The sequence below is a fragment of the Pseudomonas fluorescens genome (assembly GCF_041354075.1).
GTDB lineage: Bacteria > Pseudomonadota > Gammaproteobacteria > Pseudomonadales > Pseudomonadaceae > Aquipseudomonas > Aquipseudomonas fluorescens_CE.
The window spans coordinates 145,754-165,792 of record NZ_JARZGC010000010.1; the positions used below are offsets into that span (position 1 = coordinate 145,754).

Here is a 20,039-nt window from a genome sequence, read left to right on the forward strand (position 1 = left end):
CTAGTGTCGCGCCGGTTTAACGTCAACCGGAAATAGCCGCCATGGCCCGCAAAAAAGCTGCACTGGATTTCGAACAATCCCTCGCTGACCTGCAAACACTGGTAGAGCGACTGGAGAACGGCGAATTGTCGCTGGAGGACTCGCTGACGGCTTTCGAGCAAGGTATCGGCCTGACCCGCGATTGCCAGGCAGCACTGGCCCAGGCCGAGCAGAAGGTTCAAGTGTTGCTCGAACGTGATGGCGAGCTGGCCGAAGAACCTTTCGACGCGGATCAGCCAGAATGATCGCGGCGTATTCCGCGACCAGCCAGGCCCGGGTCAACGCGGCGCTGGAAACCCTGTTCAACGCACCCAGCCCTGAACTTGCACGGCTGTACGAAGCCATGCGCTACAGCGTGATGAATGGCGGCAAGCGTGTTCGCCCGCTGCTGGCCTATGCCGCCTGCGAAGCCTTGGGCGGCGCGGCCGAGCAAGCCAACGGCGCGGCCTGCGCGGTGGAATTGATCCACGCCTATTCCCTGGTGCACGACGATTTGCCGGCCATGGACGACGACGACCTGCGTCGCGGCCAACCCACCACCCACAAGAAATTCGACGAAGCCTGCGCGATTCTCGCCGGTGACGGCTTGCAGAGCCTGGCCTTCAGCGCCCTGCTCGATCCGCGCCTGAGTTCGGCGGATGCCGACATCCGCCTGCAGATGGTCAGTGCCCTGGCACTGGCAGCCGGCCCGGCGGGCATGGTCGGCGGCCAGGCCATCGACCTCGGTTCGGTGGGCCTCAAGCTCGATCAGCAAGCCCTCGAATACATGCACCGGCACAAGACCGGCGCGCTGATCGAGGTCAGCGTCAAGCTCGGCGCACTGGCCAGCGGCCGCGCCGAGAAGGACGAACTCAAATCCCTGAAGACCTATGCACAGGCCATCGGCCTGGCGTTCCAGGTGCAGGACGACATCCTCGACGTCGAAAGCGATACGCAAACCCTCGGCAAGCGCCAGGGTGCCGATATCGCCCGCGACAAGCCGACCTACCCGGCCCTGCTCGGCCTCGACGCCGCCAAGGCCTACGCCCTGGAACTGCGCGACCAGGCCCTGCATGCGCTGCGACCGTTTGACGCGGCGGCAGAGCCGTTGCGCGAGCTGGCGCGGTATATCGTCGATCGCCGCAGCTGACGGCGTATCGGCCAAAAAAGACCAACGCGTGGGCAGGGGGCGATGCATCAGGTAAACTGCCGCATCTTTTATACCTATAACGATTCGCCTGATGCCCACGACGTTTCATGAGATTCCCCGCAAGCGCCCGACCACGCCCCTGCTCGACCGCGCCAACACGCCGGACGGCCTGCGCCGGCTAGGTGAAGCCGAGCTGGAAACCCTGGCCGATGAGTTGCGCCTGGAATTGCTCTACACGGTCGGCCAGACCGGTGGGCATTTCGGTGCCGGCCTGGGCGTCATCGAGCTGACCATCGCGCTGCATTACGTCTTCGACACCCCGGACGACCGGTTGGTGTGGGACGTCGGTCATCAGGCCTACCCGCACAAGATCCTCACCGGCCGTCGTGAGCGCATGGGCACCCTGCGCCAGAAGGACGGCATTGCCGCCTTCCCGCGTCGCTCCGAAAGCGAGTACGACACCTTTGGCGTCGGCCACTCCAGCACGTCGATCAGCGCTGCACTGGGCATGGCCATTGCCGCCCGCCTGCAGAACAGCGATCGCAAGGCGATTGCGGTGATCGGCGATGGCGCGTTGACCGCCGGCATGGCCTTCGAGGCGCTGAACCACGCGCCGGAAGTGAACGCCAACATGCTGGTGATCCTCAACGACAACGACATGTCGATCTCGCGCAATGTCGGCGGGCTGTCGAACTACCTGGCGAAGATCCTTTCCAGCCGCACCTACGCCAGCATGCGCGAGGGCAGCAAGAAGGTCCTGTCGCGCCTGCCCGGCGCCTGGGAAATCGCCCGGCGCACCGAAGAATACGCCAAGGGCATGCTGGTCCCCGGCACGCTGTTCGAAGAGCTGGGCTGGAACTACATCGGCCCGATCGATGGCCACGACCTGCCGACACTGATTGCCACCCTGCGCAACATGCGCGACCTCAAGGGCCCGCAATTCCTCCACGTCGTCACCAAGAAGGGCAAAGGCTTCGCTCCGGCGGAAGTCGATCCGATCGGCTACCACGCGATTACCAAGCTCGAGCCCGTCGACGCCCCGGCCGCAGCACCGAAAAAGGCCAGCGGGCCGAAGTATTCCGGCGTGTTCGGCGAATGGCTGTGCGACATGGCCGCGGCCGACCCGCGCCTGGTGGGCATTACCCCGGCGATGAAGGAAGGCTCCGACCTGGTGGCGTTCAGCGAACGTTTCCCGCTGCGCTATTTCGACGTGGCCATTGCCGAGCAGCACGCCGTGACCCTCGCCGCCGGCATGGCCTGCGAAGGCGCGAAACCGGTGGTGGCCATCTATTCGACCTTCCTGCAGCGCGGTTACGACCAACTGGTGCATGACGTCGCCGTGCAAAACCTCGACGTGCTCTTCGCCATCGACCGTGCGGGCCTGGTGGGTGAAGATGGCCCGACGCACGCCGGCAGCTTCGACCTCTCGTTCCTGCGTTGCATTCCCGGCATGCTGGTGATGACCCCTAGCGACGAAAACGAACTGCGCAAGATGCTCACCACCGGCCACCTGTACAACGGCCCGGCGGCCGTGCGTTACCCGCGCGGCAACGGCCCGAACGCCCCCATCGACAAAGACCTGCAACCGCTGGAGATCGGCAAGGGCGTGGTTCGCCGCCAGGGCAGCCAGGTCGCCCTGCTGGTGTTCGGCGTGCAATTGGCCGAGGCCTTGAAGGTCGCCGAGACGCTGGACGCGACCGTGGTCGACATGCGCTTCGTCAAACCGCTCGATGAAGCGCTGGTTCGCGAAATCGCCGGCAATCACGAGCTGCTGGTGACCATCGAGGAAAACGCGATCATGGGCGGCGCAGGCGGCGCCGTCAGCGAGTTCCTGGCCCGCGAGAACATCCTCAAGTCGATCCTGCACCTGGGGCTGCCGGACAGCTACGTCGAGCACGCCAAACCGGCGCAGATGCTGGCCGAGTGCGGTCTGGACGAGGCCGGGATCGAGGCGTCGGTGCGCGAGCGCCTTGATTTGCTGAACACTTAATTTTCAAACCCAATGCAAAAACTGTGGGAGCGGGCTTGCTCGCGAAAGCGGTGCATCAGTCGATGGAAATGCTGACTGACACATCGCTTTCGCGAGCAAGCCCGCTCCCACGTTGGTTTTGTATCGGTCTCACTGGACAATCCATGCCCCTCCCCCGCCTGGCCCTGGCACTGACCCTCCTGCCCTGCGCCCCACTCCTGGCCGACACCTTCGAACGTGACCAGGCGCTCAAGCTCCCGGATGTGCTGATCAGCGCCAACCGCCAGGTCGAAGCGCGCAACGACAGCAGCGCCGCCAACACCGTGTTTACCCGCGACGATATCGACCGCCTGCAACCCAACAGCATCACCGACCTGCTGCGTCGCGTGCCGGGAGTGCAGGTCGGGCAAACCGGTGGGCGCGGCAGCCTGCCCGGGATCTACCTTCGCGGAACCAAGTCGGCGCAGAGCCTGGTGCTGGTGGATGGTCAGCGCATCGGCAACTCGACCTCCGGTGACAGCAATCTGCAACACATCAACATCGAACAGGTCGAGCGCGTGGAAGTGCTGCGCGGTTCCCGTTCGGTGATTTATGGCAGCGATGCAATTGGCGGGGTGATCCAGATCTTCACCCGGCGCGGAGCCGAACAAGGCCTGCAACCGCGCCTGCACGTGGGCATTGGCAGCCACCAGACCTGGGAGCGCAGCCTTGGCGTGTCCGGTGGCGACGCGCAAACCCGCTTCAACCTCGGTGCGAGCCTCGATGAAACGGCGGGCATCGATCGCACCCGGCAGTCCTTTCCCATTGACGGCGATCACGACGAGTACCGCAACAAATCCATCAGCCTTTCCCTGAGCCACGCGGTCAATGAAGACCTGGAAGTGGGCGCGAATCTTTTGGATAACCGCGGGAAAAGCGCGTTCGATAGCCCCTTTATCCAGCAACAGCCTTACAACCGCTTCACCGTCAGCAGCATCAGCAGCTATGTCGATGCGCGGGTCAACGAGCGCTGGAAAACCCGCGTCGAATTCGGTCATAGCGAGAACCGCGAGGAAACCATCGACAAGCTCAGCGACCCGCACAGCGTGTTCAACACCTACCGCGACTCGCTGAACTGGCAGAACGACCTGACGCTCGACGCCCGCAACAGCCTGATTCTGGGTGGTGACTGGTATGAAGACCGCATCAACAGCAGCACGCCATTCGACGAAGACAGCCGCTGGAACCGTGCAGCGTTCGTGCAACATCGCTTCGAGGCAGGCAGCTTCTCCACGGAACTGGGCCTGCGTCGCGACCAGAACCAGCAGTTCGGCAGCCAGAACAGTTGGAGCGGCACCTTCACCCTGCCGCTGAACCCGGACAACGATCTGCTGCTGACCTACAGCGAGGGCTTCCGCGCCCCGACCTTCAACGACCTGTACTACCCGGATTTCAGCAACCCGGACCTGAAGCCGGAAACCTCGAAAAGCTACGAGCTGCAATGGCGCAGTCAACTGACCGATAACAGCCGCCTCGAAGCCTCGCTGTACCGCACCGACCTTGCGGACGCGATCATCTTTGGCAGCAACGGCCGCCCAGAGAACGTTGCCTCGGCGCGGATCAACGGTTTTGAAGCGGCCTTGAAGCAGGAACTGTTCGGCTGGCAGAGCAATCTCGGGGTGGCGATCATCGACCCGCGCGATCGCGACAGTGGCCACACCCTGGCCCGCCGTGCGCGGCGCACCCTGAGCCTGGACCTGGACCGCCAGTTCGATCGTTTGGGCCTGGGCGCCAGTTGGCAAGCGGTCAGCAGCAGTTATGACGATGAAGCCAACCGGCAGCCATTGGGCGGCTACGCCTTACTCGGCGTGCGGAGCAGTTGGGCGTTGAATCGCGAGGTTTCGCTGGAGCTGAAGGTGGATAACCTGTTGGACAAGGAGTACAGCCGGGCGCTTTACAGCCATGACGGCATTCAGTACGGGTATCGCGAAGAGGGTCGGGTGTGGATGTTCGGGGTGACCTGGACACCGTAGTGCTGATCCGGATTCCTCGGTGTATTGACTGGCCTCATCGCGGGCAAGCCCGCTCCCACAGTGGAACTTCAGTGCTCCCGACACCCTGTGGGAGCGGGCTTGCCCGCGATGAGGCCCTAACGGTCTGGCGCAATCACCCGGCACAACCTGGCCACCGCCTCAACCATCTGCCCGCTTGGCCGCTCCAGGCCCTTGTCCGGCAGCGCACGCAAGCGCCCCTGCGCCACCGCCGCAACGCTCGGCCACGCCTTCCACGCCTCGAGCTGCGCCCGCTCGCTGGCGACGATCACCTCGGGATTACGCTGCAACACCGCTTCGACACTGACCTGCGGCGCCGGCAGCTTCAGGTCGGCGAACACATTGCGTGCCCCGCACACCTGCAACGCGTCGCTGATGATTTGCCCACCCCCGACGGTGTACAGCGGCCGGTCCCAGACTTGATAAAACACCCGCAACGGCTCATCGCGCCGATAGCGCTGGCGCAGGGCAGCCACCTGTTGGCGCAGGTCGCCGGCGAGGACAACACCTCGCTCGGGCCGGCCAAGTTGCGCGGCGATGGCTTCTATTTGCGCCGTGAGTTGCTCAAGGTCGTGCGGTTCGGCGACGTAGGTGGGAATGTGCAGGCGCTGCAGCTGGTCACGCTGAGCCGGGCTGACACTGCCGGGCCAGAGCAGCAGCAAGTCGGGTTTCAGGCTGAGCAGGCGTTCGATATCCAACTGACCGTAGCGGCCAACGGACGGCAGATTCTGCATCTCGGCCGGTCGCTCACCGGCGTCCAGCACCCCGACAAGAAGGTCGGCGGCGCCCAGTTCAACGACGATTTCGGACAGGGACGGTGCGAGACTGACGACGCGCCCGGCAGCACCGGCCACCCCGCACACGGACAGCAGCAGGATCGCCAGCCAGACGCGGGTCATCAGCTGAGTTGACGCGGAATACGGTAAAGGTAGAACAGCACGGCGGTCGATATCGCCAGCAACACCAGTGGCACCGCTTCCAGCCCCACGAACACCGCCAGGGCGCCGATCCAGGCTGGCAGGCCGGCCGCGAGAAACGCGTCACGACGCCGCGCAGCCAGGGTAATCCAGGCGGCCGGTTCTTCAGGTGTGTCCAGGGCTTTGCCGGTGGCGATCAAGGCATGCTTGTAACGGTGGAAAAATTTCAGGCTGACAAACATGGAAGCCAGACCGGCAATGAACATCGGCATTGCCAGCACCGGCAGAATCGGCTCGCCGGTGCCAAATACGCCGTTGATCACGAACAGTGGCAGCAAGGCCAGCGCCAGGTATTGCCACCAGCTGACGGACAGTCGACGCCGCACTTGACCCCGGGTCACGCCGGATCGACCTCGCCCTGGTGCTCGTTACCCATCATGTGGTCGAGCTTCCTGGCCTTGGTCGCCAGGTAGAGCTTGTTGTGCGGGTTGTGTCCTGTATGCAGCGGCACACGCTCGGCCACTGCAATGCCCATGTCGGTCAAGGCTTTGACCTTGCGCGGGTTGTTGGTCATCAGGCGCAGGGATTTGACCCCCATGTGTTGCAGCATCGGCAGGCACATGGCGTAGTCACGCTGGTCGGCTGCGAAACCCAGGCGTTCGTTGGCTTCAACGGTATCGGCGCCACCATCCTGCAACTCATAGGCGCGGATCTTGTTCAGCAGACCGATGCCGCGGCCTTCCTGACGCAGGTACAGCAGCACACCACGGCCTTCGCGGGCGATCGCGCGCAGGGCCGCCTCGAGCTGCGAACCGCAGTCGCAACGCTGGCTGAACAAGGCATCGCCGGTCAGGCATTCGGAGTGCAGCCGGCCGAGCACTGGCGCGCCGTCATCGAACTCGCCCAGGCTCAGCACGACATGCTCGCGCCCGTTCTCTTCATCGAGAAAACCGTGCATGGTGAATTGCGCAAAAGGCATTGGCAGCTTGCAAGCGGCGACAAAAACGACGGACACCGGGGTGCTCCTGATCTAGGGGTACTGGAGATTCGCAGACGCGGCATTGTAACAGCACGTTCCGGGACACGCTTAGGCTGAATTATGGGACATACCGATCTATAAGTTAGATCACACCTTTGTATGCCTGGGTGCAGCCGGCGAGGTGAAAGCCTCCGGAAATCAAAGCCTGCTTCAGTTCGATTCAAATGGATACGGCTGTTTCCAGCGCTCGAAGATCGGTTTCAACTGGCCGCTCTTGACCAACAGTTCCATACGCTGGTCGAACAGCGCCATCAGTTTCCGCGCTTTGGGGTTGTTGGCAAAACACAGATACAGCGGCAGTTCGGCAATGTGCGTGCGCCGGAACAGCGAAGGGTCCTTGGCGCGATGGATCACGTAATCGACCTCGGTCAACGCATCGATGTAATAGTCCGCGCGATCCTGGAGGAGCATCGACAGGATGCCGGTGCGCCGAATGACTTCGTTGTAGTGGGTGATGTTCGGCAGGTAGTCCTGGTAGTCGTAGCCACGCACCCAGGCCAGTCGATAATTGCCCAGCGTCTGCGCGGTCGGCACCGGGCTGCTGGTCAGACCCAGTGCGTAGATATGGTCGGTGTCGAAGTTCCAGTGTGGGTACAAAAGGTCGCTGACTTCATCGCGATAGGCGCCGACACAGGCGTCCACTTCGCCGCGCTGGGCCAGGCCAATGGAGCGGGTGTAGGGTTCGGAGCGAATATCCAGCTTGACGCCGACCGGTTCGAACACTTCACGCAGAACGTCCCAACCCAGACCGTGACCGTCGGCGGCGGTGTAGTCTTCCCAGTCTTCGCTGGCCAAATGGATGACCGACGGCAATGGCTCGACCTCCCCCGCCTGGGCAAGCGAGCCAATCATTGCAAACAGCATTACAGCCAACCAGCGTCGAGCCATCCCAGTCCCCTGTTTCGCCACTCAGGCGAAAATCCATACCAACCCTTGCATCGCCAGCCACGCAAACACCCCGGCCAGCACATCGTCGAGCATGATTCCGACGCCTCCGTGCACATGCCGGTCAACCCAGTGTATTGGCCAGGGCTTGAGAATGTCGAAGAAGCGGAACACGACAAAACCCGCGAGCAACCAATACCAGCCTTCCGGCACCAGCCACAGGGTGATCCACATGCCGACCATCTCGTCCCAGACGATGCCTTCGTGGTCGTGTACCCGCAAATCGTCGGCCACCTTGCCACAGAGCCAGAAGCCGAACAGCATGGTGACGCCCAGCATCAGCCAGTAACCCCAGTCGGGCAACATCTGCCACAACGGAATGAAGGGTAGCGCAACTAACGAACCCCAGGTGCCAGGTGCCTTGGGCAAGGTGCCCGAACCGAAGCCGAATGCCAGGAAATGCCAGGGATTGCGCCAGACCGATGGCGGCACGAACTCCGCCGGAACCTGCTTGGGATGATCTGTCACGGTGTCTCCCTAAAATGTTGATAGCCCCGGATGGGCGGGGTGATGTCTTGTCCATCGGCATTCAGCAACACCACGCCCTGCCCCGGCACCACGCGCCCGATCACATGGATTGGCCATCCCTCGTCGAGCAGGCCGGCCGACTCGACGGACGGCAGTGTGAACACCAGCACGTAATCATCGCCGCCACTCAACGCGGCTTCTTCGGCGCCTGACTGGCCGAGCAACGCCACCAAAGCTTTCGACAGCGGCAAACGCTCCCGTTCAACCTGAATGCCGACCTTCGACGCCTGCGCAATATGCCCGCAATCGGCCAGCAGCCCATCGGAGATGTCCAACGCCGCAGTGGCTCTGCCGCGCAGCGCCTGGCCCAGCGCGAGCTGAGGGGGCGGCGACCAGTAATGCGCCAGCAACGGGTTGGCGATATCGGCGGGCGCCGTACGTTGGCCAAGCACCAGCGGCAAGGCGCCGGCGGCATTGCCCAGCTCGGCGCCGACGCACAACAGGTCGCCCACCCGAGCACCGCTGCGGGTCAGCGCGTGGCCGGCCGGCACACGACCGAATACGGTCACGGTCAGGCTCAACGGTCCACGGGTGGTATCGCCCCCCACCAGGGCCACGCCGCACTGCTGCGCCATCAGGTTCAAACCACGGGCATAGGCTTGCAGCCAATCGGCAGTCACCGTCGGCAAGGTCAGGGCAAGGGTAAAGGCAACGGGCGTGGCGCCCATGGCCGCCAGATCACTGACAGCCACGGCCAGCGAGCGCTGACCGAGCAGAAACGGGTCGCAGGGATCGGCGAAGTGCACGCCGGCCACCAGGGTATCGGTGGAAATCGCCAGGTGTTCCCCGCAAGGAACCGCCAGCAAGGCGCAGTCATCGCCGATCCCCAGTGCAACGCCTTCGCCGCCCTGCGCACAAGGCGCGGCGGCAAAGAAGTTGCGGATCAGCTCAAACTCGCCCATGGCAACGGCTGTTCAAGCGCGAATCAGCGCTTGAACGCCTTCACTTCAGCTTCACGCAGACGCGGGGCCAGCTTGTCGAGCACACCGTTGACGAACTTGTGGCCGTCGGTGGAGCCGAAGACTTTCGCCAACTCGATACCTTCGTTGATCACAACGCGGTATGGCACGTCGACGCGCTCCAACAGTTCCCAGGTGGACAGGCGCAGCACGGCCAGCTCGACCGGGTCCAGCTCTTCGATGGTCAGGTCCAGGCAAGGCTTGAGTGCCGCGTCGATCTTGTCCTTCTGCGCCGGCACACCGTGGAGGATTTCACGGAAGTAGGCACCATCGACATCGGTGAAATCGTTATCGACCCGGAATTGCGCTTCGATCTCGTTCAGCGACTGCTTGGCCATGTGCCATTGGTACAGCGCCTGGGTCGCGAGCTGACGGGCTTCACGACGCTTGACGCTTTTCGATGGCTTGCCGGCATCCGCAGGCTTGGGATCGCGCGGGTTGAAACGATCGCTATCGTCGCTAATCACTTGGCCTCCAACTGCGCCAGCAGGCTGACCATTTCCAGAGCGGACAGGGCAGCTTCAGCACCTTTGTTGCCGGCCTTGGTGCCGGAACGTTCGATGGCTTGTTCGATGGAATCGACGGTCAGGACGCCGAAGGCAACCGGTACGCCGAACTCCATGGACACCTGGGCCAGGCCCTTGGTGCATTCACCTGCCACGTATTCGAAGTGCGGAGTACCGCCACGAATGACTGCGCCCAGGGCAATGATTGCCGCGAACTCGCCTTTCTGAGCGACTTTCTGCGCAACCAGCGGGATTTCGAAGGCGCCCGGTGCGCGGATGAGGGTGATGTCGCTTTCGCTCACGCCATGGCGAACCAGGGCATCAACGGCACCGCTGACCAGGCTTTCAACGACGAAGCTGTTGAAGCGGCCCACTACCAGAGCGTAGCGGCCTTTAGGGGCGATGAAGGTACCTTCGATGGTCTTCAGGGTCATTCGTCAGATCTCTTAAAGAGCCGGGACGCGTCTGCTACGCGTCCCTCAGTGATTTATTTGCCGCGAATTCAGGGCCGGGAACAACCGGTCATTATTCGGAGGGCACGTATTCTACAACTTCCAGATCGAAACCGGATATCGCATTGAATTTCATCGGCGCACTCATCAGGCGCATTTTGCGTACGCCCAGGTCGCGAAGAATCTGCGAACCGGCACCCACGGTGCTGTAGGTGGTCGGCTTTTTCACCGCCACGTGATCGCCGGTTTCACGGATATGCGCCAGCAACACGTCGCCATCGAGCGGGTGCCCGAGCAGCAGCACCACACCGCTGCCGGCCTCGGCCACGGCGGACATGGCGGCGCGCAGGCTCCAGCGGCCTGGCTGCTTGACCATCAGCAGGTCGCGCAGCGGGTCCATGTTATGCACTCGCACCAGGGTCGGCTCTTCGGCGCAGACGGTGCCCAGGGTCAGCGCCATGTGCACGTCGCCTTCCACGGAATCACGATAGGTCACCAGGTTGAATTGGCCCAGTTCGCTGTCCAGCGGCTGCTCGGCAATCCGCTGAACGGTACGTTCGTGGATCATCCGGTAATGAATCAGGTCGGCAATGGTGCCGATCTTGATGTTGTGTTCGGCGGCGAAGGCTTCCAGTTCGGCGCGACGAGACATGGTGCCGTCGTCGTTCATCACTTCGCAGATCACCCCGCTCGGTTCGAAACCGGCCATGCGCGCCAGGTCGCAGGCCGCTTCAGTGTGGCCGGCACGGGCCAGGGTGCCGCCGGCCTGGGCCATCAGCGGGAAAATATGGCCGGGGCTGACAATGTCTTCAGCCTTGGCGTCTTTTGCAGCGGCGGCCTGCACGGTGCGCGCGCGGTCGGCGGCGGAAATGCCGGTGGTCACGCCGGTGGCCGCTTCGATCGACACGGTGAACTTGGTGCCGAAACCGGAACCATTGCGCGGCGCCATCAGCGGCAGCTTCAGCAGCTCGCAGCGCTCGCGGCTCATCGGCATGCAGATCAGGCCCCGGGCATGCTTGGCCATGAAGTTGATGTGCTCGGCCTGGCAGCACTCGGCGGCCATGATCAGGTCGCCCTCGTTCTCGCGGTCTTCGTCATCCATGAGGATGACCATCTTGCCTTGGCGGATGTCTTCAACCAGTTCTTCGATGCTATTGAGCGCCACTGGGCACCCCCCTTCTTTCGACATTGGAGCGTCAGGATTTGAGATAGCCGTTTTGGGCCAGGAAGCTTTCGGTGATGTTACCGGCGGTCGGCTCTGCGGCCTTGTCACCCAGCAACAGGCGCTCCAGGTAACGGGCCAGCAGGTCGACTTCCAGATTCACCCGGCGACCTGGCTGGTACGACGCCATGATGGTTTCGCTGAGGGTGTGTGGAATGATGGTCAGCAGGAACTCGGCGCCATCCACCGCGTTCACGGTCAGGCTGGTGCCGTCGACGGTGATCGAGCCTTTGTGGGCGATGTATTTGGCCAGCTCTTTCGGGGCGCGGATGCGGAACTCCACGGCACGCGCGTTTTCGGTACGGGCAACCACTTCGCCCACGCCGTCGACGTGACCACTGACCAGGTGCCCGCCAAGGCGAGTGGTCGGGGTCAGGGCTTTTTCCAGATTGACCGGGCTGCCGCTTTTCAGGTCGTTCATGGCGGTACAGTCGAGGGTTTCGCGACTGACATCCGCTGCAAAGCCATTGCCAGGCAACTCGACGGCGGTCAGGCATACGCCGTTGACCGCGATACTGTCACCCAGTTTGACGTCGCTCAGGTCGAGCTTGCCGGTTGCTACGTGTACCCGCACATCTCCGCCTTTTGGGGTCAATGCACGAATACTGCCGATGGATTCGATGATGCCGGTGAACATGGAGTCCTCCTCGAGAACAGGGCCGTCGTGTGGCGCAGCCCGGGATTATACGCTCGCCTTTGGTGCGGGAATGGCAGTGACTCGCCAGTCATCGCCAACCGCGCGAATGTCAGTGATTTTGAGCTCAGGCGCATCCTTCAGGTGCTCCAGTGGCCAGTCCAGCAACGGCCGGGCCGAAGAGCCGAGAAACTTGCCGGCGATGAAAATCTGGAATTCGTCCACCAGGCCTTGCTGGGCAAAGGCACCCGCAAGGCGTGGTCCGGCCTCGACCAGCACTTCGTTGACGCCGCGATGGGCCAGTTCCACCAACAACTGACGCAAGTCCACCAGGCCATCGCCGCCTGCGACGATCAGGCACTCCGGGCCATTGGCGTATTGTTCCTCGACGGCCATGCAGGTGGCGACCAACGCCGGGCCGGCCTTGAAAAACGGTGCATCCAGCGGCACGCGCAGACGTCCATCGACCAGCACGCGCAACGGGGGGCGACTCATGGCCAGCGCGGTTTGCCCGGCATCCAGGCCCAATTCATCGGCGCGCACGGTCAAGCGTGCGTTGTCCGCCAGCACCGTGTCGGCGCCGGTCAGCACTACGCTGGCCTGGGCCCGCAGACGCTGGACCGCCGAACGCGCAGCGGGACCGGTGATCCATTGGCTCTCACCGTTGTCCATCGCCGTGCGCCCGTCCAGGCTCATCGCCAATTTGACCCGCACGAACGGCAGGCCGTGTTCCATGCGCTTGAGGAAACCCTGATTGAGCTGGCGCGCCTCGCCTTCCAGTACCCCGCTTTGAACCGCGATGCCCGCCTCGGCCAAACGCTGCAGGCCGCGCCCGGCGACTGACGGATTAGGGTCCTGCATCGCGGCGACCACCCGGGCAACGCCGGCATTGACCAGTGCATCGGCGCAGGGCGGCGTGCGGCCGTGGTGACTGCACGGTTCCAGGGTGACGTAGGCGGTGGCGCCCCGGGCCTTGTCGCCCGCCGCGCGCAGGGCATGGACTTCGGCGTGGGGTTCGCCGGCGCGCTCATGCCAGCCTTCGCCGACGATCTGCCCGTCACGCACCACCACACAGCCGACCCGGGGATTGGGGTGGGTGGTGTAATGCCCCTTGCGCGCCAGTTCCAGGGCACGGGCCATGTAGTGGGCGTCGAGGATGGCCTGCTCGGCGGGTGCGCTCATTCTTTCTCCGGCTCCCGGGCCAGGCGATCGATTTCTTCGCGAAACTCGTTGAGGTCCTGGAAGCGGCGATACACCGAGGCGAAACGGATATAAGCGACTTCGTCGAGCTTTTTCAGCTCGGCCATCACCAGCTCACCGACCACGAGGGATTTGACCTCGCGCTCGCCGGTGGCGCGCAGTTTGTGTTTGATGTGCACCAGCGACGATTCGAGGCGCTCGACACTCACCGGGCGCTTCTCCAGCGCCCGCTGCATGCCGGCGCGCAGTTTTTCTTCGTCGAACGGCTGGCGACTGCCGTCGGTTTTGATCAGGCGCGGCAACACCAGTTCAGCGGTCTCGAACGTCGTGAAACGCTCACCGCAGGCCAGGCATTCGCGCCGGCGGCGCACCTGTTCGCCCTCGGCGACCAGACGCGAGTCGATGACCTTGGTGTCGTTGGCACCGCAGAAGGGACAGTGCATGGTGGCAGGCAACAAAAAAAGGGAGGGCCATGGTAGCGCATCCCGGTGGCAAGACAAGCCATAGGGTTTGCGGTATACAGACTGACAATCGTGTCCATTCATGGATTTCACCTTGCTGGAGCCGCAAATGTCCCTAAAACCGCTCGTACTGCTCAGTGTTTTCAGCTTGCTGGTGGCCTGCGGCAGCGACGCCCCCAAGCCCCAGCCTCCCACGCCCGGCCCCGCTCCGCAGGCGGCGCAGAAGAAAGCCCGGCAGGCGACCGAGCTGGGCCCGCTGCCCGCCTATCAGCGTGAGCTGAGCGGCACCCTGCAAGGTGTGCCGCAGGGCGCTGAAGTCGAACTGGCGCTGCTGGTCATCGACGAAAAGGACCGCCCGCAGCAGTTGCTCGCCAGTTCGAGCCTGATCGGCAACAACCAGCTGCTGCCATTCCACCTGCGCTTCAATCCCGAGGCATTTCCTGTGGGTGCCCGGGTTGAACTGCGCGGCCGCGCCAGCCAGTCCGGGCAACTGATCCTGCATCTGCCTGCGCAGCTCATCACCCAGCCGACCACCCAGGCCCTGGGCCAGCTGCAATTTGTCAAAGCACCATGATTGCACCGCTCGACCTGCAGCAGCCGTTGAGTGAACTGCTGGGCGACGCCCGCCTGGTGGTGTGTGAATTACCGGGCACCGCGCTCAAGCTCTGGCTGATCGATGGTGACCGCATGGACCGAGCGTTCAGCCCGGAAGAAACCCGGCGGATTCTGCATGAGCCGCCGTACTGGAGTTTCTGCTGGGCCAGCGGTCTGGCGGTTGCCCGCTATCTCGCGCAGTTTCCCGAATGGGTCAAAGGCAAGCGCGTGCTGGATTTCGGCGCGGGCTCCGGGATCGCCGGGATCGCGGCGGCAAAGGCCGGCGCGCTGGAAGTGGTGGCCTGCGACCTGGACCCGCTGGCGTTGACCGCCTGCCGGGCAAACGCGGCGCTCAATGATGTGCAACTGAACTACTCGGCAGACTTTTTCGCCGAGGCCGATCGCTTCGACCTGATTCTGGTGGCGGACGTGCTGTACGACCGGGCGAACCTGCCGCTGCTCGATGAGTTCCTGAGTCGCGGCCAGCAAGCGCTGGTCGCCGATTCACGGGTCAGGGATTTTCATCACCCGATGTATCGGCGCATCGAGATGCTCGAGGCCATGACCTTGCCGGACCTGGCCGAACCCGAGGAGTTTCGCCATGTGAGCCTGTATCACGCGCGGCGCGCCTGACAGCATCGCAAACAGGCTCAAACGACCCGCCGCTTCCGGCCACACCCCGCCAAGCCTTATAGTGACCCCATTCACGCTTTCAAGAGATCTCTCCATGAGTCAGGAAACGCCGTACATTTTCGACGCCACGACCGCTGACTTCGAGCAGTCGGTGATCGAGAATTCCTTCCACAAGCCGGTGCTGGTGGACTTCTGGGCCGAATGGTGTGCGCCCTGCAAAGTGCTGATGCCCATGCTGCAGAGCATCGCCGAGAGCTACCAGGGCGAGTTGCTGCTGGCCAAGGTCAACTGCGACGTCGAGCAGGACATCGTCGCCCGTTTCGGCATTCGCAGCCTGCCGACCGTGGTGCTGTTCAAGGATGGTCAGCCCGTCGACGGCTTTGCCGGCGCCCAACCGGAGTCGGCCGTACGGGCGCTGCTCGAGCCGCACGTGCAAATGCCGCCACCGGCAGCGGCCGATCCGCTGGAACAGGCCCAGGCGTTGTTCGACGAGAGCCGTTTCGCCGACGCCGAAGCCGTGCTCACCGCGCTGCTGGGCGAAGACAATACCAACGCCGGGGCGCTGATTCTCTATGCCCGCTGCCTGACCGAGCGCGGCGAACTGGGTGAAGCGCAGACCGTGCTCGACGCGGTGAAAAGCGATGAACACAAAGCGGCCCTGGCGGGTGCGAAAGCGCAGATTCAGTTTCTTGGCCAGGCCAAGGACCTGCCGGATGCTGCCGACTTGAAGGCACGCCTGGCGAAGAACCCGCAGGACGATGAAGCGGTGTATCAACTGGCGGTCCAGCAATTGGCCCGTCAGCAGTACGACGCCGCGCTGGATGCGCTGCTCAAGCTGTTCATCCGCAACCGCAGCTACAGCGAAGGCTTGCCGCACAAGACCTTGCTGCAAGTGTTCGAACTGCTGGGCAATGATCACCCGCTGGTGACCACCTACCGCCGCAAGTTGTTTGCCGCGCTGTACTAAGCCTGCGCGATCCAGGTGTAGAGCGGCGTATCCCCGCCGCTCGACACTTTGACCTCGGCGCAATGGCGCAAGCGCACCAGCAGGCGTTTGCCCGAGGCCGCACTGCCGGTCAAGCCTTCCAGTTGATCGAGCAGATCCGGCCCGCTCAATTGACCGGCCTTGCGCAACAGGTCTTTCGCGACCTGCCATTGCGTGTCGTCCTGGTTCAACGCTCTCACCGGCGCCTCGCTGGCTTCAGGCTTGACCACCTGCACCTGCGCGCCAAGCCGCGCCCAGTCGGCGTCATCCATCTCCAGGGTCAAATCCACCGGCCAGTCGCCGATGGTTCCGCGTATCCGCAACATAAGTCTGCTCCCGCACATTTCTGACCGACATGCTCCCATGGGACTTGTGCAACGCCAAGCAGACGGTCAAACTCTCCGCACTTTCGTTATAAGATTACATAACAATTTATTCATCTTGCGCTCCGGAGATTCATCATGCGTCGTCTGCTGCTCGCTCTGCCGTTTGCCTTGTTACCGCTGGCCGTCGCTCACGCGGCGCAAGAACATGATCATGATCACGACCATGACCATGAACACGGCAGTCTCGGCGCCCATGAACATGGTGTCGGTCGCCTGAACGCCGCGCTGGATGGCCAGACCCTGGAGCTGGAACTGGAAAGCCCGGCGATGAACCTGGTGGGGTTCGAACACGCCGCCACCACGGACGCCGACAAGGCCAAGGTCGCTGCCGCCCGCGCCCAGCTGGAAAAACCCCTGGCCCTGTTCAACCTGCCCAAAGCCGCCGGTTGCACGGTGGCGAGTCAGGAACTGGAAAGCCCGTTGTTCGGCGACAAGCCCGGGGCGGAGGGTGATCACGACCATGATGACGAGGCCAAGGGCGAGCACCATCACGACCACAGCGAGATCCATGCTCATTACCAGTTCAACTGCTCCGCTCCCGGCGCGCTGAAGACCCTGGACCTGGCGAACATTTTCAATACCTTCCCGGCAACCCAGAAAATTCAGGTACAACTGATCAGCCCGAGCGGCCAGCAAGGCGTGGAAGTGACGGCCAAGGCGGCTGCGCTGAAGTTTTGATTACCTGATGATTTAACTCCTGTAGGAGCGAGCATGCTCGCGATGGACGTCAACGATAACGCGGCCTGCCTGATACCCAACGGTGGTCTGGCGACCATCGCGAGCATGCTCGCTCCTACAGGCGCAGCACAACCCTTCAACCAACCGGTTTGACATGACTCAAGCACTCATCGAATTGTCCGGCCTGGGCTTCAGTTGGCCCGGTCACCCGCCACTGCTGGACATCCCGGCGTTTCGTCTGGAGCCGGGTGAAACACTTTTCCTCAAGGGACCGAGCGGCAGCGGCAAGACCACCTTGCTCGGCCTGCTGGGTGGCGTGCAGAAACCCGATCGCGGCAGCATTCGCCTGCTCGGCCAGGAGCTGACGGAGCTGGGCGCCGGCGCGCGTGATCGCTTCCGGGTCGATCACACCGGTTACATCTTCCAGCAGTTCAACCTGCTGCCGTTTCTCTCGGTGCGCGAGAACGTCGAGTTGCCCTGTCACTTTTCCCGGCTGCGTGCCGAACGGGCGATCCAGCGTCACGGCAGCGTGGACCAGGCCGCCGCCACCCTCCTCGCGCACCTGGGCCTGAAGGATGCAGACATGCTCGGTCGCCGTGCCGACTCGTTATCCATCGGTCAGCAACAACGGGTCGCCGCCGCCCGGGCGTTGATCGGTCAGCCGGAACTGGTGATCGCCGACGAGCCGACGTCCGCCCTGGACTACGACGCGCGCGAAAACTTCATTCGCCTGCTGTTCGCCGAATGCCGGGACGCGGGGTCGAGCCTGCTGTTCGTCAGCCATGATCAGAGCCTCGCGCCGCTGTTCGATCGCAACCTGTCGCTGGCCGAACTCAATCGCGCCGCCACGCCCGCAGAGGTCTGAGATGTATTTGTTTCGTCTAGCCATGGCCAGCCTGGCTAATCGCCGGTTCACCGCGATCCTCACCGCATTCGCCATCGCCCTGTCAGTCTGCCTGCTGTTGGCCGTGGAGCGCGTGCGCACCGAAGCCAAGGCCAGTTTCGCCAGCACCATCAGCGGCACCGACCTGATCGTCGGCGCGCGCTCGGGTTCGGTGAACCTGCTGCTGTATTCGGTGTTCCGCATCGGCAACGCTACCAACAACATCCGCTGGGACAGCTTCGAACACTTCGCCAGCAACCCGAAAGTGAAATGGGCGATCCCGATGTCCCTCGGCGACTCCCACCGTGGCTACCGCGTGATGGGCACCACCGAGGCCTACTTCGAGCATTATCAATACGGTCGCCAGCAACACCTGGCACTGGCCGACGGTCGCGCCTTCGCCACTGATCCCTTTGAAGTGGTACTCGGTGCCGAAGTCGCCGAAGCGCTGCATTACAAGCTGGGCGACAAACTGGTGCTGGCCCACGGCGTGGCCGCCATCAGTCTGGTGAAGCACGACGACAAGCCGTTCACCGTGGTCGGCATTCTCAAGCGCACCGGCACGCCGGTGGACCGCACGCTGCACATCAGCCTTGGCGGCATGGAAGCGATTCACATCGACTGGCACAACGGCGTGCCGGCCCGTGGCAACGGCCGGATCAGCGCCGACCAGGCGCGCAACATGGACCTGACGCCCCAGGCGATCACCGCGTTCATGCTCGGCCTCAACAGCAAGATTTCGACCTTCGCGTTGCAGCGCGAAATCAACGAATTCCGTGGCGAACCGATGCTGGCCATTCTGCCGGGCGTGGCGCTGCAGGAACTCTGGAGCTTGATGAGCACGGCGGAAAAAGCCTTGTTCGTGGTCTCGCTGTTCGTGGTGCTGACCGGGTTGATCGGCATGCTCACGGCGATTCTCACCAGCCTCAACGAACGCCGGCGCGAAATGGCGATTCTGCGTTCGGTCGGCGCCCGCCCCTGGCACATCGCGACGCTGCTGGTGCTGGAAGCCTTTGCCCTGGCCCTGTCGGGCGTGATCGCCGGCGTGGCTTTGCTGTACCTGGGCATCGCCGCCGCGCAGGGCTTTGTGCAGGCCAATTATGGTTTGTATCTGCCCCTGGCCTGGCCCAGCGAATATGAATGGACGCTGCTCGGTGGCATTCTTGTCGCCGCGCTGCTGATGGGCAGCGTGCCGGCCTGGCGCGCGTATCGCCAATCCCTGGCCGATGGCCTGTCGATCCGACTATGAGGACGTTAATGATGCCCCGCGCCGTGCTTGCGCTGTTGATGCTGTTCGCCCTGCCGCTGTGGGCGGCCGAGCCGAAAGAGCTGACCTGGTCGGAAATGATTCCGCCCGATGCGATGCCGGAAGTGCCGAACATGACCCCCATGCATGACCTGTCGCAGATGGGCAACGCACTGTCTGCCGAGTCCGCTCCCGCCGCGAAACAGGAGATGCCCAATGCGCCGGTGGTCAAGAGCCTCGATGGGCAGAGGATTCGTCTGCCGGGTTACATCGTGCCGCTGGAAGTGAGCGAAGAAGGCCGCACCACGGAGTTTCTGCTGGTGCCGTATTTCGGTGCCTGCATCCACGTACCACCACCGCCGTCGAACCAGATCGTGCATGTGAAAAGTGAAGTCGGGGTGAAGCTCGATGAGCTGTATCAGCCGTACTGGATCGAAGGGGCGTTGCAAGTGAAAGCGTCGACCAGCGAGCTGGCGGATGCCGGGTATCAGATGGAGGCCGACAAGATTTTCATTTATGAATTGCCGGAGTGAGTCAGCAAGTTCCGCGAAAAAACACCCCATCACTGTTTCATTGAGCTGAATCAAAAGACCGTATCAGACGG

General features: G+C 63.1%; 24 protein-coding genes. 11 read left to right on the forward strand and 13 right to left on the reverse strand.

Annotated elements, in window-relative coordinates; translation table 11 throughout:
• The first annotated feature begins 41 nt into the window (after positions 1-41).
• The 4 genes from QIW53_RS15460 (at position 42) to QIW53_RS15475 (ending at position 5,149) form a co-directional block, all read left to right on the forward strand.
• Positions 42-284 (forward strand): exodeoxyribonuclease VII small subunit, encoded by a 243-nt coding sequence (locus tag QIW53_RS15460; RefSeq protein WP_007894317.1) that lies wholly within the window; start codon positions 42-44, stop codon positions 282-284.
• Positions 281-1,168 (forward strand): (2E,6E)-farnesyl diphosphate synthase, encoded by an 888-nt coding sequence (gene ispA, locus QIW53_RS15465; RefSeq protein ID WP_371050490.1) that lies wholly within the window; start codon positions 281-283, stop codon positions 1,166-1,168. Before QIW53_RS15460 ends, ispA begins: the two co-directional genes overlap by 4 nt.
• A 91-nt stretch (positions 1,169-1,259) precedes the next feature.
• Entirely contained in the window at positions 1,260-3,158 is a 1,899-nt protein-coding gene (gene dxs / locus QIW53_RS15470) for a 1-deoxy-D-xylulose-5-phosphate synthase (RefSeq protein ID WP_371050491.1), read from the forward strand.
• 143 nt (positions 3,159-3,301) lie between these two features.
• Positions 3,302-5,149, forward strand: a complete 1,848-nt coding sequence (locus tag QIW53_RS15475; protein WP_371050492.1) for a TonB-dependent receptor domain-containing protein — start codon at positions 3,302-3,304, stop codon at positions 5,147-5,149.
• Between the two features lie 116 nt (positions 5,150-5,265).
• On the opposite strand, the gene QIW53_RS15480 is transcribed toward QIW53_RS15475, so the two are convergent.
• The 12 genes from QIW53_RS15480 to nrdR all read right to left on the reverse strand — a co-directional run bounded on the left by QIW53_RS15480 (position 5,266) and on the right by nrdR (position 14,012).
• Positions 5,266-6,066: a cobalamin-binding protein gene (locus tag QIW53_RS15480; protein ID WP_371050493.1), complete on the reverse strand. Its 801-nt coding sequence runs from the start codon at positions 6,064-6,066 to the stop codon at positions 5,266-5,268.
• On the reverse strand, positions 6,066-6,485 hold the full coding sequence (locus QIW53_RS15485; protein ID WP_371050494.1) for an MFS transporter: 420 nt from the start codon (positions 6,483-6,485) through the stop codon (positions 6,066-6,068). Before QIW53_RS15485 ends, QIW53_RS15480 begins: the two co-directional genes overlap by 1 nt.
• Positions 6,482-7,099: a GTP cyclohydrolase II gene (ribA, locus tag QIW53_RS15490; RefSeq protein WP_371050495.1), complete on the reverse strand. Its 618-nt coding sequence runs from the start codon at positions 7,097-7,099 to the stop codon at positions 6,482-6,484. Before ribA ends, QIW53_RS15485 begins: the two co-directional genes overlap by 4 nt.
• Positions 7,100-7,273: 174 nt before the next feature.
• Positions 7,274-8,011, reverse strand: coding sequence for a substrate-binding periplasmic protein (locus QIW53_RS15495; RefSeq protein ID WP_371050496.1), 738 nt, complete (start codon positions 8,009-8,011; stop codon positions 7,274-7,276).
• A gap of 21 nt (positions 8,012-8,032) precedes the next feature.
• The gene (locus tag QIW53_RS15500; RefSeq protein WP_371050497.1) at positions 8,033-8,536 is read right to left on the reverse strand and encodes a phosphatidylglycerophosphatase A family protein; all 504 of its coding nucleotides are present in this window, start codon (positions 8,534-8,536) and stop codon (positions 8,033-8,035) included.
• A complete protein-coding gene (gene thiL / locus QIW53_RS15505; protein WP_371050498.1) occupies positions 8,533-9,498 on the reverse strand; it encodes a thiamine-phosphate kinase in 966 nt (321 codons plus the stop codon). Before thiL ends, QIW53_RS15500 begins: the two co-directional genes overlap by 4 nt.
• 23 nt (positions 9,499-9,521) lie before the next feature.
• Complete coding sequence (gene nusB / locus QIW53_RS15510; RefSeq protein WP_371050499.1) at positions 9,522-10,022, reverse strand: transcription antitermination factor NusB; 501 nt, start codon at positions 10,020-10,022, stop codon at positions 9,522-9,524.
• On the reverse strand, positions 10,019-10,495 hold the full coding sequence (gene ribH, locus QIW53_RS15515; protein WP_077045597.1) for a 6,7-dimethyl-8-ribityllumazine synthase: 477 nt from the start codon (positions 10,493-10,495) through the stop codon (positions 10,019-10,021). Before ribH ends, nusB begins: the two co-directional genes overlap by 4 nt.
• A gap of 91 nt (positions 10,496-10,586) precedes the next feature.
• Positions 10,587-11,678: a bifunctional 3,4-dihydroxy-2-butanone-4-phosphate synthase/GTP cyclohydrolase II gene (gene ribBA / locus QIW53_RS15520; protein WP_192309287.1), complete on the reverse strand. Its 1,092-nt coding sequence runs from the start codon at positions 11,676-11,678 to the stop codon at positions 10,587-10,589.
• 31 nt (positions 11,679-11,709) lie between these two features.
• A complete protein-coding gene (locus QIW53_RS15525; RefSeq protein ID WP_371050500.1) occupies positions 11,710-12,372 on the reverse strand; it encodes a riboflavin synthase in 663 nt (220 codons plus the stop codon).
• A 45-nt stretch (positions 12,373-12,417) separates the two neighbouring features.
• A complete protein-coding gene (ribD, locus tag QIW53_RS15530; protein WP_371050501.1) occupies positions 12,418-13,551 on the reverse strand; it encodes a bifunctional diaminohydroxyphosphoribosylaminopyrimidine deaminase/5-amino-6-(5-phosphoribosylamino)uracil reductase RibD in 1,134 nt (377 codons plus the stop codon).
• The gene (gene nrdR, locus QIW53_RS15535; RefSeq protein WP_192309293.1) at positions 13,548-14,012 is read right to left on the reverse strand and encodes a transcriptional regulator NrdR; all 465 of its coding nucleotides are present in this window, start codon (positions 14,010-14,012) and stop codon (positions 13,548-13,550) included. Before nrdR ends, ribD begins: the two co-directional genes overlap by 4 nt.
• A gap of 127 nt (positions 14,013-14,139) precedes the next feature.
• Between nrdR and QIW53_RS15540 the strand changes: the two genes are divergently transcribed.
• The 3 genes from QIW53_RS15540 (at position 14,140) to trxA (ending at position 16,224) form a co-directional block, all read left to right on the forward strand.
• Positions 14,140-14,604 (forward strand): YbaY family lipoprotein, encoded by a 465-nt coding sequence (locus QIW53_RS15540; RefSeq protein WP_371050503.1) that lies wholly within the window; start codon positions 14,140-14,142, stop codon positions 14,602-14,604.
• On the forward strand, positions 14,601-15,257 hold the full coding sequence (locus QIW53_RS15545) for a class I SAM-dependent methyltransferase (RefSeq protein ID WP_371050504.1): 657 nt from the start codon (positions 14,601-14,603) through the stop codon (positions 15,255-15,257). The genes QIW53_RS15540 and QIW53_RS15545 overlap by 4 nt, the downstream gene beginning before the upstream one ends.
• A 94-nt stretch (positions 15,258-15,351) precedes the next feature.
• Positions 15,352-16,224 (forward strand): thioredoxin, encoded by an 873-nt coding sequence (gene trxA, locus QIW53_RS15550; RefSeq protein ID WP_371050505.1) that lies wholly within the window; start codon positions 15,352-15,354, stop codon positions 16,222-16,224.
• On the opposite strand, the gene QIW53_RS15555 is transcribed toward trxA, so the two are convergent.
• The gene (locus tag QIW53_RS15555; RefSeq protein WP_371050507.1) at positions 16,221-16,568 is read right to left on the reverse strand and encodes a hypothetical protein; all 348 of its coding nucleotides are present in this window, start codon (positions 16,566-16,568) and stop codon (positions 16,221-16,223) included. The two genes, trxA and QIW53_RS15555, sit on opposite strands and share 4 nt — an antisense overlap.
• A gap of 135 nt (positions 16,569-16,703) precedes the next feature.
• Here QIW53_RS15555 and QIW53_RS15560 point away from each other — a divergent pair, with 135 nt between their 5' ends.
• From QIW53_RS15560 to QIW53_RS15575, 4 genes are all read left to right on the forward strand, one after another.
• A complete protein-coding gene (locus tag QIW53_RS15560; RefSeq protein ID WP_371050508.1) occupies positions 16,704-17,306 on the forward strand; it encodes a DUF2796 domain-containing protein in 603 nt (200 codons plus the stop codon).
• 154 nt (positions 17,307-17,460) lie between these two features.
• Positions 17,461-18,171, forward strand: coding sequence for an ABC transporter ATP-binding protein (locus QIW53_RS15565; RefSeq protein ID WP_371050509.1), 711 nt, complete (start codon positions 17,461-17,463; stop codon positions 18,169-18,171).
• Position 18,172: 1 nt separating this feature from the next.
• Positions 18,173-19,438 (forward strand): ABC transporter permease, encoded by a 1,266-nt coding sequence (locus tag QIW53_RS15570; protein WP_371050510.1) that lies wholly within the window; start codon positions 18,173-18,175, stop codon positions 19,436-19,438.
• Between the two features lie 11 nt (positions 19,439-19,449).
• Positions 19,450-19,968 (forward strand): DUF3299 domain-containing protein, encoded by a 519-nt coding sequence (locus QIW53_RS15575; protein WP_371050512.1) that lies wholly within the window; start codon positions 19,450-19,452, stop codon positions 19,966-19,968.
• Positions 19,969-20,039: the final 71 nt, after the last annotated feature.

Excerpts from the sequence above, each read along its gene's own strand:
- QIW53_RS15570 (WP_371050510.1), top strand. The coding sequence starts at position 18,173 with ATGTATTTGTTTCGTCTAGCCATGGCCAGCCTGGCTAATCGCCGGTTC.
- QIW53_RS15555 (WP_371050507.1), bottom strand. The coding sequence starts at position 16,568 with ATGTTGCGGATACGCGGAACCATCGGCGACTGGCCGGTGGATTTGACC.
- nrdR (WP_192309293.1), bottom strand. The coding sequence starts at position 14,012 with ATGCACTGTCCCTTCTGCGGTGCCAACGACACCAAGGTCATCGACTCG.
- QIW53_RS15480 (WP_371050493.1), bottom strand. The coding sequence starts at position 6,066 with ATGACCCGCGTCTGGCTGGCGATCCTGCTGCTGTCCGTGTGCGGGGTG.
- QIW53_RS15575 (WP_371050512.1), top strand. The coding sequence starts at position 19,450 with ATGCCCCGCGCCGTGCTTGCGCTGTTGATGCTGTTCGCCCTGCCGCTG.
- QIW53_RS15475 (WP_371050492.1), top strand. The coding sequence starts at position 3,302 with ATGCCCCTCCCCCGCCTGGCCCTGGCACTGACCCTCCTGCCCTGCGCC.
- QIW53_RS15525 (WP_371050500.1), bottom strand. The coding sequence starts at position 12,372 with ATGTTCACCGGCATCATCGAATCCATCGGCAGTATTCGTGCATTGACC.
- trxA (WP_371050505.1), top strand. The coding sequence starts at position 15,352 with ATGAGTCAGGAAACGCCGTACATTTTCGACGCCACGACCGCTGACTTC.
- ribD (WP_371050501.1), bottom strand. The coding sequence starts at position 13,551 with ATGAGCGCACCCGCCGAGCAGGCCATCCTCGACGCCCACTACATGGCC.
- dxs (WP_371050491.1), top strand. The coding sequence starts at position 1,260 with ATGCCCACGACGTTTCATGAGATTCCCCGCAAGCGCCCGACCACGCCC.
- ispA (WP_371050490.1), top strand. The coding sequence starts at position 281 with ATGATCGCGGCGTATTCCGCGACCAGCCAGGCCCGGGTCAACGCGGCG.
- QIW53_RS15460 (WP_007894317.1), top strand. The coding sequence starts at position 42 with ATGGCCCGCAAAAAAGCTGCACTGGATTTCGAACAATCCCTCGCTGAC.
- QIW53_RS15545 (WP_371050504.1), top strand. The coding sequence starts at position 14,601 with ATGATTGCACCGCTCGACCTGCAGCAGCCGTTGAGTGAACTGCTGGGC.
- QIW53_RS15565 (WP_371050509.1), top strand. The coding sequence starts at position 17,461 with ATGACTCAAGCACTCATCGAATTGTCCGGCCTGGGCTTCAGTTGGCCC.
- thiL (WP_371050498.1), bottom strand. The coding sequence starts at position 9,498 with ATGGGCGAGTTTGAGCTGATCCGCAACTTCTTTGCCGCCGCGCCTTGT.
- QIW53_RS15560 (WP_371050508.1), top strand. The coding sequence starts at position 16,704 with ATGCGTCGTCTGCTGCTCGCTCTGCCGTTTGCCTTGTTACCGCTGGCC.
- QIW53_RS15540 (WP_371050503.1), top strand. The coding sequence starts at position 14,140 with ATGTCCCTAAAACCGCTCGTACTGCTCAGTGTTTTCAGCTTGCTGGTG.
- QIW53_RS15495 (WP_371050496.1), bottom strand. The coding sequence starts at position 8,011 with ATGGCTCGACGCTGGTTGGCTGTAATGCTGTTTGCAATGATTGGCTCG.
- ribH (WP_077045597.1), bottom strand. The coding sequence starts at position 10,495 with ATGACCCTGAAGACCATCGAAGGTACCTTCATCGCCCCTAAAGGCCGC.